Raw genomic sequence first — 14,183 nt, 5'->3', positions numbered from 1 at the left:
GACATAAACACTATGAAACACAAGATCGTTGAAGTCAAAAACATGATCAAGACCGAGCAACTGCTCGATAACTTGCTCAACCGCTCCAGCATCGTGCCGGGCATTGGCCTGATCCACGGCCCCTCCGGCTTTGGCAAGACCACAGCCGTGGAGTGGCTGTTCAACCAGGACGAAGTAAACGGCATCTATGTCCGCTGCTACAAGGCCGACACGGTGACCAGCCTGCTGGAGCAGATCGCCAAAGAGATTGGCATTCCCCAGCGCCATAACCTGCGGGCCCAGGTCGATAGCATTGTCGAAGCCGTGCGAGCCGAAGAGTTGGCCATCTTCGTGGACGAGGCTGATTACGTGGTCGGCAATGCCCGCATCATGGAGACCCTGCGCGATATCTACGATGCCACCGAACAACCGCTGATCCTGGTCGGGATGGAAGAGATTGCCCGCCGTATCAGCCAGCGCAAGCAGCTGTTTAACCGTATCTCCCAGTGGATCGAATTCAAACCGGCTGATCTCGATGATGTGTCCCTGATTGCCAGCGAAATGCTGGAGGTGGATGTGGAAATTGATGATGCCTTGCTGGATCTCATCCGCAAACGTTCCAACGGGGTGGTTCGTACCATCGTCTCAGCCCTCGACAAGATCGAGAAGATGGCCATGGCCTCTGACGCTCGCATCATCCGCCTGGAGGATGTAGACGCCAGCGAACTGCTGCATGACGTGCGCCGCAGCCGTTAGCTGCCAGATATACCCCAATAACAACAAAGCACGGGAGGGATACCAGTGGTTGATATGAGTGGTAAATCCAAGACGGAAGAGGCTTGGTTGTGGATGTGTAAGCAGGACTCTTTCGATCTTCGTGAGTTGTTGGCCGCGACGGAAATAAAGCAGGCGAATGTTTACGCCTTAATGCGTCGCTGGCTGGCTAGTGGGCATATTCATTGTGTCGTTGAGGGGAAATTACGTCAAAGGGAGGTCTTTGGCTGCAATCGTTATCAAGTTTTGGATCTGAGTAATTCACCGAAATTTGGAACCAACCAAAGCCCTGTTAAATCTCGCGTGAAGCGGAAAAGTCGGCGTAAAACCACTCAGCAGAAGATGTGGAACACCATGAAGATTAGCCGCGCATTTACGTTGAATGAGCTGGCTATGACATCAAATTCAACCAGCAACCATGCCGCGATATATACCAAGGCACTGACTAAAGCGGGTTATGTGAAAGTGCTGGCGAAGGCAATGCCCCACCTTGGGGAGGTTGCCAAATACCGGTTGCTAAGAGATACCGGCCGCCACGCCCCAATTGTTCGCAGAAATGGCTGTTGGGATCAGAACCAGCAACGGCTTTATCCGTTCCTGGTTGAGGAGGGTGAACATGGAAACGTGGCTTGAGGTGTTAAAGGCAGAGGTCGCCGCCACTTCACTGGCGGTGGTGGCTGAAAAGCTCGGCTTGTCGCGCACCCTTATCAGCCAGGTGTGTAACGAGAAATACCCAGGCGATTTGGCGCGGGTGCAGATGCTGGTTGAGGGCAACCTGATGGGTCAAAAGGTGATTTGCCCAATTCTTGGCGCGATCCCTGTTCATCAGTGCCTTGCCCATCAGCGCCGTGGCCCCAGTGACGTGGGCAGCAGCCCGATGGATATCAAGCTCTGGAAGGCTTGCCGCTCAGGTTGTCCCCATAGCCAGCTGACGGAGGAGCAACAACTGCGCCGCCCGATGCGGTTATCGGTAGAGCAGGGCAAAGGGTCACAGAAAACGGCTCGCTATGACGCCGAGGCCACCCTCTCCAGGTTACGCCGTCAGGCCAAGAGCGATGGCGAGAATGCCAGTTCGTCGCTACGCATCCTGAGTGAGCTGCTGGCGGAAGAACTGAAAATCATGGGTATCAAATACAACCGACTGCTCGACAAGCAAGAAGGCAAATAACGGTTGGCAGGGGTTGGGCTCGGAATAAGCAGTGGGCCCGGTGATGAATCACAAGGAGAACGGGATGAAAAAGAATCTGCGCAGCAATTTGCACAAGACTGCCGAACAGCTCAGCCACTGGTTGACGGCCAGAGGATATGAAGTCCGCACCAGCCAGGTGCGCCACACCCCGCTGCTGGCCGTCACTGGCCCTCTGCCACAAGCAATGAAGGCCCGCGCCGTATTAAGCCGCGAATGCCTGGCTGGCGTGGTTCGGGAGGTCGCCCTGGTGCGCTTTGGCGGCTGCCTGCTGCACTGGCGCCAATAAGGAGAATGGAGATGGCCAAGATAGAGCTCGATATCGAAGACGAAGCACTGGCCAAGGTCGTGCTGCGTCAATTACCCAAGTTCCTCGAATTTTGCCGTGCGACTCACATGGAAGAGCAGGTACTCGGCCCAGTGAAACAGCAGGCTGCCGCCGTGTGCTATCAGATGCCCGGCAGCAACAAGATCCATTAAGGAGAAGCCCATGCAAGAAGCACAAACCAGCAGTACAACCCCGATGCGCCAGAACGCCCAGGGGCACTGGGTACCGGAAAACCTGATCGCCCCGGCTGACAAGCTGCGCGATGAAGTGGTGATGGGTGTCATTGCTGCTGCCCGTGAGCAGCGTTCGCAGCTGGCCGCCTTCAAGATTAGCGCCATGCAGCAGATCAACGACTTTATTGACCTGTCATCCGAGCAGTACGGCGTGGCGTGGGGCGGTACCAAGGGCAACGTGACCCTGCTCAGTTTTGATGGTCGTTACAAGCTCATTCGGGCGGTGGGGGAGCACCGCAAATTTGATGAACGGATCCAGGCCGCCAAGGTACTGATTGACCAGTGCATCGCGCGCTGGAGCGATGGGGCTGATGCCAAGCTGCGGGCCCTGGTTGACCACGCTTTTCGGGTCTCCAAGGCGGGTCATATCGACGTGAACCAAGTGCTCTCCCTTCGTCAGCTCAACATCGAAGACGCCGACTGGGAGCAGGCCATGCAGGCGATCGCCGATGCCATTCAGGTGACCGGTACCAGCCAATATCTGCGGCTCTATGAGCGTGACGCCCAGGGGCGTTACATCCAGATGAGCCTGGATCTGGCCAAGGTATAGGGAGGAGGTGTGATGGAAATCAACGTGGAAAAAGCCGAAGAGCAACTGCTGCTCTGTGATCAAATCACCGAAACCGAGGGTACCTGCTACCCCGACGACACCTATGAGGATGGCATCAAGGCCGCCTTGCTCTGGGCGCTGGGGCTGGGGCCTGCGCCCCTCAATGCCGAGGAGCATCAAGAGGTGACGCCACTGCAGTTCGAGTAATAGCCCGATGCGAAACAGGGCGGCACTGCCGCCCTGTCTATCCGGTGTGGTGGCCGGGTACTGATGAGCAACCAAACGATCTGGGCCCAGGTCTTCACCGCCTCGATAAAGGAGCACGGCGATGACTAAAACAGAGATGGATATTCGGCTTACCAAGATATTCAGCACCGCAGCCATTGCACTGGAGGCCGCTGAAAAACGGGCTGTGTGCAAACAGCTCAAACAGTTTATTAGAGAGGCCCGCGCCCAGGGGTTATTTGCCCTGGCGGGGGAAGCAAGCCAGATGCGCTGGCAACTGGTGGCTGAGCTGCAGCAAGCCAGAACGGCGGCGCTGGAGGTCAGCCATGGCCATGTCTAACTGGCAACGACTGCTGGCCTACGTAATGAAGTTTGGCAACCTGAGCCAGCAGCAGGCTGAGCAGTGGCTCGATAGCCATTGTCCTCAGTGGCGCAGTGGGCCGGATGTGGTGGCTGCTGGGCAAATCTGGATGAAAAAGACGGGGAGGGGGAATTGAACACCTTAGCTAACAATCAGCCAAATGCTGCGCAGAGTGGTGATCGTACCCGCCTGATCCGTCTGGTTCAGGTTGGCAGGCGCACCCTGGGGCTCGATGAGGAGACCTATAGGGCGTTGCTTGAGCTGCAGAGCGGCAAGCGTTCGGCGGCCGAGTTGACAATCCAGGAGCTGGACAAGGTGCTGCTGGCCATGAAGGGGGCAGGGTTTAAACCGACGGTTAAACGCCCTGTTAAAGCGGGAGGGATCAAGCGTTTAAGCCCAGCCCGTGGGGCCCATGCCAAAACCGCCGAGATAAATGTGATCAGGGCAGTATGGATCACCATGCACCGCCACGGCCTGCTGCGCGATGGCAGCGAGACGGCCTTGAATCACTATGTTGAGCGGCAAACAGTACGGCTTAACAACGGCATCGGCGTTGCAGAGGTGGCCTGGCTCACCGATGGGTTGGCTTACCAGGTGCTTGAGTCGCTGAAAAACTGGCACAAGCGGGAGATGGTTGCCCGGCTTGTCGCGGCCAAGAAAACCGTCCCCACCAATGGGAAGTCCGGGCGAGTGGCCGGGTATCAGGCCGTTGTGGCGGCGTTTGAGGAGATGAGTGATGGACGTTAACGCTGAGAATCTGGACTTGTTCGCCGATGATCATGAGTCGCTGGGGCAGCTTGTCGATCGCCTGGATCAGATCCCGACCACCGAACTGACGGCCAAATGGCCAAAAGCCCTGAGTGAGCTGGTCGATGTGCTGACCTGCGAATTGGTCAGAGGGGGGATGGAGCCGGATCTGGCCAAGGCTCAGGCCCGCAAGTTGGCGCTGGTACAGGCCCATTACATGGGGGGGCGTGCCTACTACATCCCCACCGGGGATCATCTCAAGGCCGCGCTGCGTGATCGGGCCATCTGGGATGAGTTTAACGGTCGCAATATCGACCAGCTGGCGCGCAAGCATGGCCTGTCGGTGCCGCAGACCTATGCGGTGGTGGCGGAACAGCGGCAACTGACTCGACTGCGATATCAGCCAGACCTGTTTAGGTAACTGAGGTGGCTGTCAGTAAATTGCGTACTTCATCACAGATATGAAAGGACCTCATTTGATGAGGTTCATTTTTATGGCTGGCTTATCAGTGTTCGGATGCCGTATGGATTAAGTTACTCTCCGTACAAGAGTTGATGATTAGTAAATGAATCAGGTATTAGGGGATGCAATGCTTAAAAAAACTCAGATAGCATTATTGGTGTGTTCAATATTTATCCTTCCAGCTTGTAATGAGCAAAGAACTTTGACCCCACAAGAGCAAGAGTTAGTCAATCAGCTTAAACAGGAAAGGGGTGAGTTGGAGCAAGAAATCGAGACTGTTACTGGCGAAATTGCACAGTACAACGGTGGACTGATTAAGACCATCAAGCAGGTTCGAGAAGAAACACTGAAGTTGAGCAGAGACATAGTTAACCAGCGCATTCAAGCTATTGAAACTGGTGCAAAGGTGACAGTCATTGCACCTACCAGTCAACCTGACCCAGGACGTGCTCAGTCACTGCAAAGTGAAATTGAGCAGGTAAAACAGCAATTGGTTGAGGCTAAGGCGAAAGCGGCCATGTATAGCGGTGGTCTTATTGCAGCAATTAGTCAGTCTACGGTCGCAACTCAAGAACAGACATTGGCGATGTTAGAGCAGCAACATTTGGTTGCGAAATATGGATTATCAATGACTATCGGAACCTCCGTGGAGTCAGCACCAGCAACTAAACCTATTGAGACCACTACAGCAACCCAAACTAATACAGTAGTGTCAGCACCAGCACCGGAGTCAATAGCTGATGATAATCCAATGCTTGTTGCCGACGGCCCATTTGGCTTGGCCATGGGTATGACAACGGAGATGTTTAAAGGGCAGCTTAAACCGGCCGGTAAAGGGGTTTATCTGTTTGATAATCCACCCAAACCTCACCCTCAATTTGAACAGTATGCAGTGAAAATATCTGACAAATCAGGACTCTGCTGGGTTAAAGGGATTGGAAAAGATATCATGGCAAATGGTCACGGCGTTCAATTAAAGAGCCAATATGATGATTTTGAAAAAAAATTAGATGAAAGATATGGCTCCCACAAGAGAACTGACTTTTTAGTCGCTGGTTCAATATGGAAGGAGCCTCAGGATTGGATGATGGGTTTACATAAAGAGGATCGTTACCTCTTCAGTGTTTGGGAGGGAGGGAAGAAGTCATTGCCAAATGATCTATCTCAAGTCGCCCTTGTGGCCAATGCAACCAATGGACAAGAAGGGTATTTGTCGCTCGAATATAGCTTCTCCAATAAAAATATCTGTGACGAAGAAATTAAAGAACATAATGATGCTGGACTTTAAGAAGCACCATTCACACTAACTTGAAGTAACCCACCATAAACCCCAGCCATAGAGGCCCCTCGGTACGCTGCTGATAACGCAGTTCACCGAGGGGCCTTTATGTTATCACTCGCTCTTAAATGGCTGCTCCGTCCCGATGTGGAAGGGGGCGAAGTCAACCATCCCGCCGACCGTGGTGGTCATACCAAGTACGGCATTGCCGATGCCGCCGATGGCAAGAAGGACGGCATGGCCGACCTCGATCGGGATGGGGTACCCGATATCGCTATCGGTGATCTGACCCCCGCCCATACCGAGCCATTTTACCGCCAGAACTACTGGGCTCCCGCCAGCTGTGACCTGATTGCCAGCTTAAGCCCGGCCCTTTCTATCGCCGTGTTTGATGCAGCGGTGCATCACGGGCCGAAACGCGCCATCCAACAGCTGCAGCAGGTCTTGGGGGTGATGGCAGATGGCCGCTTTGGCCCAGTGTCGATTGGTAGGCTCAAGCAGCAACTGGGCGCCAAGGGCGAAGGCCAGTTGTTGCTGGCGCTGATGATGCAGCGGGCCAGCTTCATGCACGGAATTGTGCGCAAAGACCCGAGTCAATGGGCCAATGCCGATGGCTGGATCAACCGGCTGCTGCGTCTGCAGAGCTACCTCCTTTCCGACGTGGTTGGCGAGGTGGTGGCATGAGCGTGCTGTCCATCAAGCAACAGAAGGTGGCGGTCGCGATCCAGGCTGCGGGCTACTTTGGCATTCCTGAGCTCAAGAACCCCCGCTATCTCGCTTGCTTCAAGGATGGGCGCAAAGCCCATCTCAAGGCCGCCTTGGCCAATCAGATCGCTGACCCGAAGGCGATCCCGCTCTATAGCCACCACCAGACCCTTCAATCCCTGTTCGAGAAAGGGTGGCGTTCGGTGACCGAACTGGATCGCCTGCGGGCCCGTGCCCGTCATTGCCAACCTCCGTTATTTCACCCCAAAAAGAAGGAAGTCCATCATGCCTGATTCCCTGTTACCTCAAACGAAATCTGCCTTCAAAAGCCGCACCGTGATCGGTGGTGTGATTGCCGTGGGGGCCGGTATTGCGGGCCTGTTCGGTGTGCCGGTCGATGCGGGTACCCAAGCCAGCTTGGCATCCACCCTGGTGGATCTGGCCAGTGCGGTGGGTGGCCTGCTCGCCATCTGGGGCCGCATCAAGGCGACACATACCGTCCGTTAGTAGCCATACGAGAGAGGTCATGTGACAAACCTCATAGACCGCGCCCAGCAGGCCGATGCCGATCGGACTGGGCGCATTATCGAAGCCCACCAGAACAGGGCAAGGCCACACGGTGATGGTATCTGCTGCGATTGTGACGAAGCCATCCCGCCCTCCCGCCTTGCCGCCGAGCCTGGTGCCGAGCGCTGTATTGAGTGCCAGACCCTGTATGAGCGCAAGGAGGCGACCCGTGTGGGATTTCATCGTTAAGAACTGGGGCCCGCTCTATGCGTTGGCCAGCCTGGTGGGTCTGGTGGTCATCATCTTGCTCTCCAAAACCTACGCCAAGCGCGAAGACCTCACTGCCCTGGTGCAGAGAGTCCAGCGGGTGGAGCAGGTACTGGCTGATCTGCCGAGCGAGCGTGAGCTGCACAAGCTGCAGTTGGAGATCAGCGAGTTGCGGGGGGAGTTGCGGGAGGTGAAGCCGGAGCTGCGCCAAGCCCGTCGCCTTGCCGATCTGCTGTTGGAAAATGAGCTCGCCGCCGTACAGAAGGAGAAGCCATGAGCATTCAACAAATATTGGACGCCCAGCAGCGGCTGGTGATCCTGCGCTCCCTGCTGGATATCGGTGGTGCCGCCAACGAGTCAATCCTCAATGACTGCCTCGACCAGCTGGGTACCGGCCGGGTGACGCGGGATCGGGTGAAGACCCTGCTGGCCTGGCTGGAAGAGCAGGGGCTGGTGCGCATCGAGCGACTGGCCACGGTGCAGGTGGCTCACTTGACCGGTCGTGGGCAGGACGCGGCAGAGGGCCGTGCAACGGTGCCCGGCGTCAAGAAGCCCCGAGCGGAGGATTAAGCATGGCCGAGAAACCGACCCGAGGCCGCGCCAGCAAGGTGTGGCTGCTGCCTGAGTCTATCCGCAACGCGCTCAACGAGATGCTGCGGGACAAAGGCAACAGTCAGGCCGCCATCCTGGATGAAATCAACGGTCTGATCGAGGAGGCGGGGTTGCCCGATGATCTCAAGCTTTCCCGCTCCGGGTTAAGCCGTCATGCCAGCCAGGTTGAACAGGTCGGCCAGCACCTGCGGGATTTGCGTGAAACCACGGCCGCCTTGACCTCTCAGCTTGGCGACAAGCCGATGGGGGAGACCACCAAGCTCATTCTGGAGCTGGGCCGTTCCCAGTTGTTCAAGGCGATGCTGGCTCAGGTACAGAACCCGGAGGAGGCGGTGGATATCGACATGCTGAAAAACGCCATGCTGGCGGCTCAGCGGCTCGAATCCACAGCCATGCAGAGTCATAAGCGGGAGAAAGAGATCCGCCAGGCATTTGCCGAAGAGATCGCCGCCAAGACTGAAGCCATCGTAACTCAGGCGGGCTTGAGCGGTGAAGCCGCCGCCGAGATACGCCGCGAAATCCTGGGGATTGCCTGATGACCGCCATTGCTCAGACCCCTATCGCCCAGCAGTTAGCCCAGACCCTGGGTACCGAATACAACTCCGACGAGGTGTTGCTGCCGTACCAACGGATCTGGATTGCCGACGAGAGCCCGCTCAAGATTGCCGAGAAGAGCCGCCGTACCGGTATCACCTGGGCTGAGGCGGCCGACGCTGCCCTGACGGCCTCCAAGACCAAGACGGCCGGGGGTTGCCACCACTTTTATGTGGGCAGCAACAAGGAGATGGCCCGCGAGTTTATCGATGCGGTGGCGATGTGGGCCAAGGCGTACAACAAGGCGGCCGGTGAGATCCAGGAGGAGGTGTTCACCGACGATGAGGATAAAGCGATCCTCACCTTCGTGGTCTATTTCGCCTCTGGCTTCAAGGTGCAGGCGCTCTCCAGCAACCCCTCCAACCTGCGGGGGATGCAGGGCAATGTGACCATCGACGAGGCTGCTTTCCACGACCGACTGGCCGAGGTGTTGAAGGCCGCCATGGCGCTGACCATGTGGGGCGCCAAGGTGCGCTTGATCAGTACCCATAACGGCGTCGATAACCTGTTTAACCAGCTCATCAACGACAGCCGAGCGGGCCGCAAAGAGTATTCCATCCATACCATCAGCCTGGACGATGCTTGCCGCCAGGGGCTCTATCGCCGGATCTGCCAGGTCAAGGACGGCCTTTGGACACAGGAAGCAGAGGACGCCTGGAAGGCGGGGCTGCTCAAGGCCACCGCCACCGAAGAGGATGCCCTTGAGGAGTATTTCTGCGTACCCAAGCAGAGCAGCGGCGTCTATATCAAGCGCACCCTGATCGAGCGGGCGATGCAACCGGATATCCCCATCCTGCGCTTTACCGCCCCCAAAGACTTCGAGCTCTCGAGCGAGGAGACCCGCAAAGCAGTGGTGGATATTTGGTGCGAGGAGAACCTCAAGCCCTGTCTGGAAGCGCTCGATCGCAATTGTCGCCATGCGTTTGGAGAGGACTTCGCCCGCAAGGGGGATTTGTCGGTGTTTGTGCCGCTCTCCCTCTCCACCAACTTGCGCAAACGGGTGCCCTTTGTGGTGGAGCTGGTCAATGCCCCCTATGAGAGCCAGCGCCAGATCCTGTTTTATTTGCTGATTGGGCTGCACCGTTTCACGGCGGCAGCCTTCGATGCTACCGGTAACGGCGGCTATCTGGCAGAGGCTGCCAGACTGCGCTGGGGCGCCAGCATGATCGAGTGCGTGATGCTCAATGACCCTTGGTATCGGGAGTGGATGCCCAAGCTCAAGGCAGAATTTGAGGATGGCAACCTGACCATCCCGCGCCATGCAGATGTGCAGGATGACTTGGGGAAAATCCAGGTCATCAACGGCATCCCCAAGATCGACAAGGGCAAGAACACCGGCCAAGGGGGCCAACAGCGCCACGGTGACTTTGCGGTGGCCTTGGCCATGGCGGTGCGGGCCAGTTGGATGGAGGGGGGCGCCATCGAGTTCACACCACTACCAGGTAAACGTGATGACCATGGCAGCGACAACAACGATGACTATCACAGATATGAGCGAGGAGCCTGGTAATGGGCAGGATCATTGATATCCATGGCAAAGCCATGAGCCTGGAAAAAGAGCCGCAGACCGAGAACGATGCCAAGTTGGCCCAGCTGCGCCGTCACTACAGCGATCACCCGACCATCGGGCTGACCCCAGGCAAAGCGGCTGCTGCGTTGAAAGAGGCCGAGGAAGGGGGTCTGATCGCTCAGTGCGAGCTGGCCGAAGACATGGAGGAGAAGGATGCCCACCTGCAGAGCGAGCTCGGCAAACGCCGCCGAGCCCTGCTTGGGGTGAGCTGGACAATCGAGCCGCCCCGCAATGCCACCCCAGCCGAGAAGCGCGATGCCGAGCTTATCCGGGAACTGCTAGAGGACTTCACCTGGTTGGATGATGCCATCTTTGACGCCACTGACGGGATCCTCAAGGGGTTCAGTGCCCAGGAGTTCAGCGGCTGGGAGATGGTCGAGGGGCTGCAGATCCCCAAGGGTATCATCTGGCGCGATCCCGCCTGGTTTCAGACCCACCCGGACGATCGCAACCAGCTGCGGTTGCGTGATAACAGCCATGAAGGGGTAGCACTCAACCCGTTTGGTTGGCTGTTGCACAAGGCCAAGTCAAAATCGGGGTATCTGGCCCGCACCGGCCTTGTCCGCACCCTGGTCTGGCCGTTCCTGTTCAAGAACTACAGTGTGCGGGATCTTGCCGAGTTTCTGGAAATCTACGGCCTGCCGGTGCGGCTGGGCAAATACCCGGAAGGCGCGACCGAGAAAGAGAAGGCCACCCTGCTGCAGGCGGTGCTCTCCATCGGTCATAACGCCGGGGGCATTATCCCGCGCGGGATGGAGATTGAGTTCCAGAACGCCGCCAGTGGTCAGGCTGATCCCTTCGTGGTGATGATGGATTGGTGCGAGCGTTCCATGAGCAAGGCCATTCTGGGGGGCACTTTGACCTCACAAGCCGATGGTAAGAGCTCGACCAATGCCCTGGGCAATGTCCATAACGAGGTGCGCCAGGAGGTACGGGATGCCGACCTGCGCCAGTTGGCCGCTACCCTGACCCGAGATCTGGTCTATCCGCTCTATGCCCTGAATGGCAAGAGCTACCAGGGCCCGCGCCGCTGCCCCCGGTTGGAGTTTGATGTGACCGAGCCGGAGGATATGCGCGATTTGGCCTATCCGCTGCGGGCCCTGGTGGGGATGGGAATGCAGATCCCGGCGCAGTGGGTGCGGGATAAGTTGCAGATCCCGGCCCCCAAGGAGGGGGAGCAGGTACTGATCATCGTGGACAAGCAGGCCGGGCAGGGAGAGGCCGCGCTTAAAGCAAAGGGACTGGCCGCGCTGGTTGCAAGTAAAGGTGAGGCCGACAAGGGGGATAACAACGATGCCCAGTTGGCCAGGCTGCAGGCCGAGGCGGCCCCTCTGCTGGCGGGGATGACCGATGCTGTCCAGGCACTGGTGATGCAAGCCACTACCCTGGAAGAGATCCGGGATGGCTTGTTGGCGCTGGAACCAGAGCTCAGCCATGACGAACTGGGTGCGCTGATGGCGCAAGCCATCGCCGCCAGCGAGCTGCTCGGGATGCTTGAGATGGAGGAGGGCCGCTGATGCCCGTTCGCTATGGTTCCTTGCCCTTTGCCGAGGCGATCGCCTTCTTTCGCCAGAAGCTCGATATGCCGAGCGAACGCTGGGCCGATGTGTGGCGCGATGCCCATAACCGCGCCTTTATGGTGGCGGGGGCCACCAAGACGGATCTGCTGGCTGACCTGCGCGGGGCGGTAGACAAGGCGATCAGTGAAGGTCAATCCATCGGGGCCTTTCAGAAGGCGTTCAAGGAGATTGTGGCCCGCCACGGTTGGGAGCATACCGGCCCGGCGTCGTGGCGTTCCCGCGTCATCTTCGAGACCAACCTGCGCCAGAGCTATAACGCCGGGCGTGAGGAACAGATCCAGCGAATCAAGCACAAACGCCCCTATGCGCTCTATCGTCATGGGGACTCCGAGCACCCCAGGGAGTTGCACCTCAAGTGGAACAACCTAGTGCTGCCGGTGGATCACCCCTGGTGGGAGACGCACAGCCCCAGCAATGGCTATGGCTGCAAGTGCAAGAAGTTTCTGCTCTCCGAGGCAGACCTCAAGCGGCGTGGCTTGGTGGTCGGCAAGGCCCCGGACGATGGCGAATATGAGTGGGTGGACAAGGCCACCGGGGAGTTGCACAAGATCCCCCGAGGTATCGACCCCGGCTTTGATTATCGGCCCCAGACCCCGGCCGACCTGACCAAGGTGGTGACCAAGCGCGAAGCGGCCAAGCCTGCGTTGGCCGAGCGCCTGCCAGAGCGGATAGTGGAGAGCGCCTTCTCCAGCGTCAAAGGTGTCACCGCCCAAGGTTTGAGTGATCTGCTGACCCAGTTGCCAGCTCCCCAGCGCGAACCCTTGGCGGCGTTCCTCAAGGCACATCCGGTCAAAACGCTGTTTATCAAGCAGGCCGAGATGGGGAAGGGGGCGGCCAGCCTGAAGGTAGCGCCAGCGATAGGTGAATATCTGGGGATGGATCCTAACAGTGTCAGGGCTTGGTATACCTTGCGTGGAGCAACCAAGACCAACGGCTTTACCTTTGCTCAGGCCGACCATGTGGTGATTAAAGTGGCTGCCAGAGACAAGCTGGGTGGTGTGGATATGCAGGCAGTACAGGCGGCGGTTGCTCAAGTTATCTCGGATGCCAAGGCTAACCAGGGCCCACGAACCTGGCAGCCACGCGGTAGCAGTGGGGACTCGTTCCGCTTACACTGGAGTATATCGTCTAATGTTGGTGACACCCTAGGGCCCGCTGCCCAGCGCATCTCTACCTGGTTGCATGAGCTTGGCCATCAAGTTCACTTTTGGGCAGGAGAGCCGGATCTTAGCAGGCTGGGATTGCTGACTGAATATGGCGCCAAGAGTCGCCGTGAAAAGGCTGCAGAAGCATTTGCCGCGTGGGTTCTGGCCAGAGAGCAGTTGATGGAGCACTACCCAGAGCTGGCAGCACAAGTCGAAGCCATGCTGACAAAGGCCGCCCAGGCTACCACCAAATCCAAATGACGATGGCAAGGAGTGAACAATGAAGCTATTGGAGCAAGCAAACGCCTTGTTTGAGTCGGGTGATCTGCTAACGCTGGATGATGTCAAAACGCTGGCATCGCTTTGTGCCAAGGCATCTGGCAAAGAGGCAGAGTATCTGGGGGATCTCTGGTCTGCTGCGTTGCTCAATGCCGATGAACAGGCATTCGCCTACATGATAGGGATGGAGGATGATGCCTGATGGCCGGTAGCTTTATTGCCATCAGCCACCATGGGGTGGCTGATGCCCACGAACTGCTGGCCAAGCTCTACCAGCAAACCGGTGATCTCAGTGAGCCGCTGGCCGATATTGGCGAAGGTCTGCAGCTGTCGCACCGGGATCGCTGGGATGCCCAAGAGAGCCCGGAAGGGGAGCCCTGGGCCCCGCTCTCGGAGAAGTACCGTGCCCGCAAGCCGCGTCATGCCGATGAGATACTGCGTCTGAACGACGATCTGCGCGATACCCTCGACTATCAGGTGGATCCCCGAGCCCTCTACTTTGGTTCGCCCATGGAATATGGTGCCGCCCACCAGTTCGGCAGGGAGGAGACCCACCTGCCTGAGCGACCCTATCTGGGGCTGTCAGAAGAGGATAAACAGAGCGTGCTGGAGACGCTGGAGGGATATTTAGTCATCGAGGCTCCGTGAGCTTCTGGGCGCTTCTGGTGCCCCCTTGCGGCTACGATGGCATGTCTACCCTCTGAACAGGTCAGGAAAATGGCGTTTAAACACCATTAAACAGTATCGCCGCCCCCCAGCTTACCCTCCGATCCATCCCGTGATGCAGTAACCCACCATA

The 14,183-nt window shown here is 57.7% G+C and carries 24 protein-coding genes and 1 other RNA gene; all 25 read left to right on the top strand.

Going from position 1 to position 14,183, the window contains the following annotated elements; genetic code table 11:
* Nucleotides 1–12 precede the first annotated feature (12 nt).
* Complete coding sequence (locus tag I6L37_RS19530) at nucleotides 13–735, top strand: AAA family ATPase (RefSeq protein ID WP_058059563.1); 723 nt, start codon at nucleotides 13–15, stop codon at nucleotides 733–735.
* A 45-nt stretch (nucleotides 736–780) separates the two neighbouring features.
* A complete protein-coding gene (locus tag I6L37_RS19525; protein ID WP_216992729.1) occupies nucleotides 781–1,386 on the top strand; it encodes a hypothetical protein in 606 nt (201 codons plus the stop codon).
* On the top strand, nucleotides 1,370–1,921 hold the full coding sequence (locus I6L37_RS19520; protein ID WP_216992728.1) for a transcriptional regulator: 552 nt from the start codon (nucleotides 1,370–1,372) through the stop codon (nucleotides 1,919–1,921). Before I6L37_RS19525 ends, I6L37_RS19520 begins: the two co-directional genes overlap by 17 nt.
* A gap of 64 nt (nucleotides 1,922–1,985) precedes the next feature.
* Nucleotides 1,986–2,228, top strand: a complete 243-nt coding sequence (locus I6L37_RS19515) for a hypothetical protein (protein ID WP_016350110.1) — start codon at nucleotides 1,986–1,988, stop codon at nucleotides 2,226–2,228.
* Nucleotides 2,229–2,239: 11 nt separating this feature from the next.
* Entirely contained in the window at nucleotides 2,240–2,419 is a 180-nt protein-coding gene (locus I6L37_RS19510) for a hypothetical protein (protein WP_103243497.1), read from the top strand.
* 10 nt (nucleotides 2,420–2,429) lie between these two features.
* The gene (locus tag I6L37_RS19505; RefSeq protein WP_103243496.1) at nucleotides 2,430–3,050 is read left to right on the top strand and encodes a DUF3164 family protein; all 621 of its coding nucleotides are present in this window, start codon (nucleotides 2,430–2,432) and stop codon (nucleotides 3,048–3,050) included.
* A gap of 12 nt (nucleotides 3,051–3,062) precedes the next feature.
* Entirely contained in the window at nucleotides 3,063–3,257 is a 195-nt protein-coding gene (locus tag I6L37_RS19500; RefSeq protein ID WP_103243495.1) for a hypothetical protein, read from the top strand.
* 7 nt (nucleotides 3,258–3,264) lie between these two features.
* An RNA gene (locus tag I6L37_RS19495) (hammerhead ribozyme type II) lies at nucleotides 3,265–3,334 on the top strand.
* 44 nt (nucleotides 3,335–3,378) lie between these two features.
* Nucleotides 3,379–3,615, top strand: coding sequence for a hypothetical protein (locus I6L37_RS19490; protein ID WP_103243494.1), 237 nt, complete (start codon nucleotides 3,379–3,381; stop codon nucleotides 3,613–3,615).
* Nucleotides 3,602–3,772, top strand: coding sequence for a hypothetical protein (locus I6L37_RS19485; protein WP_182721786.1), 171 nt, complete (start codon nucleotides 3,602–3,604; stop codon nucleotides 3,770–3,772). Before I6L37_RS19490 ends, I6L37_RS19485 begins: the two co-directional genes overlap by 14 nt.
* Nucleotides 3,769–4,383 (top strand): gp16 family protein, encoded by a 615-nt coding sequence (locus tag I6L37_RS19480; protein ID WP_103243493.1) that lies wholly within the window; start codon nucleotides 3,769–3,771, stop codon nucleotides 4,381–4,383. The genes I6L37_RS19485 and I6L37_RS19480 overlap by 4 nt, the downstream gene beginning before the upstream one ends.
* Nucleotides 4,373–4,804 carry a Mor transcription activator family protein gene (locus tag I6L37_RS19475; protein WP_103243492.1) on the top strand — a complete coding sequence of 144 codons (432 nt, stop codon included), beginning with the start codon at nucleotides 4,373–4,375 and terminating at the stop codon, nucleotides 4,802–4,804. The genes I6L37_RS19480 and I6L37_RS19475 overlap by 11 nt, the downstream gene beginning before the upstream one ends.
* Nucleotides 4,805–4,949: 145 nt before the next feature.
* Nucleotides 4,950–6,134 carry a hypothetical protein gene (locus tag I6L37_RS19470; protein ID WP_115545105.1) on the top strand — a complete coding sequence of 395 codons (1,185 nt, stop codon included), beginning with the start codon at nucleotides 4,950–4,952 and terminating at the stop codon, nucleotides 6,132–6,134.
* Nucleotides 6,135–6,233: 99 nt separating this feature from the next.
* The gene (locus tag I6L37_RS19465; RefSeq protein ID WP_216992727.1) at nucleotides 6,234–6,809 is read left to right on the top strand and encodes a glycoside hydrolase family 108 protein; all 576 of its coding nucleotides are present in this window, start codon (nucleotides 6,234–6,236) and stop codon (nucleotides 6,807–6,809) included.
* The gene (locus tag I6L37_RS19460) at nucleotides 6,806–7,123 is read left to right on the top strand and encodes a hypothetical protein (protein ID WP_103243489.1); all 318 of its coding nucleotides are present in this window, start codon (nucleotides 6,806–6,808) and stop codon (nucleotides 7,121–7,123) included. Before I6L37_RS19465 ends, I6L37_RS19460 begins: the two co-directional genes overlap by 4 nt.
* On the top strand, nucleotides 7,116–7,337 hold the full coding sequence (locus I6L37_RS19455; protein WP_103243488.1) for a hypothetical protein: 222 nt from the start codon (nucleotides 7,116–7,118) through the stop codon (nucleotides 7,335–7,337). Before I6L37_RS19460 ends, I6L37_RS19455 begins: the two co-directional genes overlap by 8 nt.
* 21 nt (nucleotides 7,338–7,358) lie before the next feature.
* Nucleotides 7,359–7,586, top strand: a complete 228-nt coding sequence (locus tag I6L37_RS19450) for a TraR/DksA C4-type zinc finger protein (RefSeq protein ID WP_095592516.1) — start codon at nucleotides 7,359–7,361, stop codon at nucleotides 7,584–7,586.
* Nucleotides 7,567–7,881: a DUF2730 family protein gene (locus tag I6L37_RS19445; RefSeq protein WP_005345918.1), complete on the top strand. Its 315-nt coding sequence runs from the start codon at nucleotides 7,567–7,569 to the stop codon at nucleotides 7,879–7,881. Before I6L37_RS19450 ends, I6L37_RS19445 begins: the two co-directional genes overlap by 20 nt.
* Nucleotides 7,878–8,174 carry a hypothetical protein gene (locus I6L37_RS19440; RefSeq protein WP_005345917.1) on the top strand — a complete coding sequence of 99 codons (297 nt, stop codon included), beginning with the start codon at nucleotides 7,878–7,880 and terminating at the stop codon, nucleotides 8,172–8,174. Before I6L37_RS19445 ends, I6L37_RS19440 begins: the two co-directional genes overlap by 4 nt.
* 2 nt (nucleotides 8,175–8,176) lie before the next feature.
* Nucleotides 8,177–8,752 carry a DUF3486 family protein gene (locus I6L37_RS19435; protein WP_058059546.1) on the top strand — a complete coding sequence of 192 codons (576 nt, stop codon included), beginning with the start codon at nucleotides 8,177–8,179 and terminating at the stop codon, nucleotides 8,750–8,752.
* Nucleotides 8,752–10,320 (top strand): terminase family protein, encoded by a 1,569-nt coding sequence (locus I6L37_RS19430; RefSeq protein WP_216992726.1) that lies wholly within the window; start codon nucleotides 8,752–8,754, stop codon nucleotides 10,318–10,320. Before I6L37_RS19435 ends, I6L37_RS19430 begins: the two co-directional genes overlap by 1 nt.
* Complete coding sequence (locus tag I6L37_RS19425) at nucleotides 10,320–11,897, top strand: DUF935 domain-containing protein (protein WP_216992725.1); 1,578 nt, start codon at nucleotides 10,320–10,322, stop codon at nucleotides 11,895–11,897. The genes I6L37_RS19430 and I6L37_RS19425 overlap by 1 nt, the downstream gene beginning before the upstream one ends.
* Nucleotides 11,897–13,366 (top strand): phage minor head protein, encoded by a 1,470-nt coding sequence (locus I6L37_RS19420; protein ID WP_216992724.1) that lies wholly within the window; start codon nucleotides 11,897–11,899, stop codon nucleotides 13,364–13,366. The genes I6L37_RS19425 and I6L37_RS19420 overlap by 1 nt, the downstream gene beginning before the upstream one ends.
* A 19-nt stretch (nucleotides 13,367–13,385) precedes the next feature.
* Nucleotides 13,386–13,586, top strand: a complete 201-nt coding sequence (locus I6L37_RS19415; RefSeq protein WP_076495061.1) for a hypothetical protein — start codon at nucleotides 13,386–13,388, stop codon at nucleotides 13,584–13,586.
* Nucleotides 13,586–14,032: a phage virion morphogenesis protein gene (locus tag I6L37_RS19410; protein ID WP_216992723.1), complete on the top strand. Its 447-nt coding sequence runs from the start codon at nucleotides 13,586–13,588 to the stop codon at nucleotides 14,030–14,032. The genes I6L37_RS19415 and I6L37_RS19410 overlap by 1 nt, the downstream gene beginning before the upstream one ends.
* Nucleotides 14,033–14,183: the final 151 nt, after the last annotated feature.

The organism is Aeromonas sp. FDAARGOS 1407, assembly GCF_019048725.1.
Taxonomy (GTDB): Bacteria; Pseudomonadota; Gammaproteobacteria; order Enterobacterales; family Aeromonadaceae; genus Aeromonas; species Aeromonas enteropelogenes.
Note: the sequence above shows the minus strand (reverse complement) of the source record. Positions and strands in the feature narration are given on the sequence as shown.

Coding starts and splice junctions, on each gene's coding strand:
- I6L37_RS19520 (WP_216992728.1), top strand. CDS start 1,370: ATGGAAACGTGGCTTGAGGTGTTAAAGGCAGAGGTCGCCGCCACTTCA.
- I6L37_RS19485 (WP_182721786.1), top strand. CDS start 3,602: ATGGCCATGTCTAACTGGCAACGACTGCTGGCCTACGTAATGAAGTTT.
- I6L37_RS19425 (WP_216992725.1), top strand. CDS start 10,320: ATGGGCAGGATCATTGATATCCATGGCAAAGCCATGAGCCTGGAAAAA.
- I6L37_RS19470 (WP_115545105.1), top strand. CDS start 4,950: ATGAATCAGGTATTAGGGGATGCAATGCTTAAAAAAACTCAGATAGCA.
- I6L37_RS19530 (WP_058059563.1), top strand. CDS start 13: ATGAAACACAAGATCGTTGAAGTCAAAAACATGATCAAGACCGAGCAA.
- I6L37_RS19415 (WP_076495061.1), top strand. CDS start 13,386: ATGAAGCTATTGGAGCAAGCAAACGCCTTGTTTGAGTCGGGTGATCTG.
- I6L37_RS19430 (WP_216992726.1), top strand. CDS start 8,752: ATGACCGCCATTGCTCAGACCCCTATCGCCCAGCAGTTAGCCCAGACC.
- I6L37_RS19440 (WP_005345917.1), top strand. CDS start 7,878: ATGAGCATTCAACAAATATTGGACGCCCAGCAGCGGCTGGTGATCCTG.
- I6L37_RS19515 (WP_016350110.1), top strand. CDS start 1,986: ATGAAAAAGAATCTGCGCAGCAATTTGCACAAGACTGCCGAACAGCTC.
- I6L37_RS19435 (WP_058059546.1), top strand. CDS start 8,177: ATGGCCGAGAAACCGACCCGAGGCCGCGCCAGCAAGGTGTGGCTGCTG.
- I6L37_RS19460 (WP_103243489.1), top strand. CDS start 6,806: ATGAGCGTGCTGTCCATCAAGCAACAGAAGGTGGCGGTCGCGATCCAG.
- I6L37_RS19465 (WP_216992727.1), top strand. CDS start 6,234: ATGTTATCACTCGCTCTTAAATGGCTGCTCCGTCCCGATGTGGAAGGG.
- I6L37_RS19500 (WP_103243495.1), top strand. CDS start 3,063: ATGGAAATCAACGTGGAAAAAGCCGAAGAGCAACTGCTGCTCTGTGAT.
- I6L37_RS19455 (WP_103243488.1), top strand. CDS start 7,116: ATGCCTGATTCCCTGTTACCTCAAACGAAATCTGCCTTCAAAAGCCGC.
- I6L37_RS19475 (WP_103243492.1), top strand. CDS start 4,373: ATGGACGTTAACGCTGAGAATCTGGACTTGTTCGCCGATGATCATGAG.
- I6L37_RS19490 (WP_103243494.1), top strand. CDS start 3,379: ATGACTAAAACAGAGATGGATATTCGGCTTACCAAGATATTCAGCACC.
- I6L37_RS19505 (WP_103243496.1), top strand. CDS start 2,430: ATGCAAGAAGCACAAACCAGCAGTACAACCCCGATGCGCCAGAACGCC.
- I6L37_RS19410 (WP_216992723.1), top strand. CDS start 13,586: ATGGCCGGTAGCTTTATTGCCATCAGCCACCATGGGGTGGCTGATGCC.
- I6L37_RS19510 (WP_103243497.1), top strand. CDS start 2,240: ATGGCCAAGATAGAGCTCGATATCGAAGACGAAGCACTGGCCAAGGTC.
- I6L37_RS19420 (WP_216992724.1), top strand. CDS start 11,897: ATGCCCGTTCGCTATGGTTCCTTGCCCTTTGCCGAGGCGATCGCCTTC.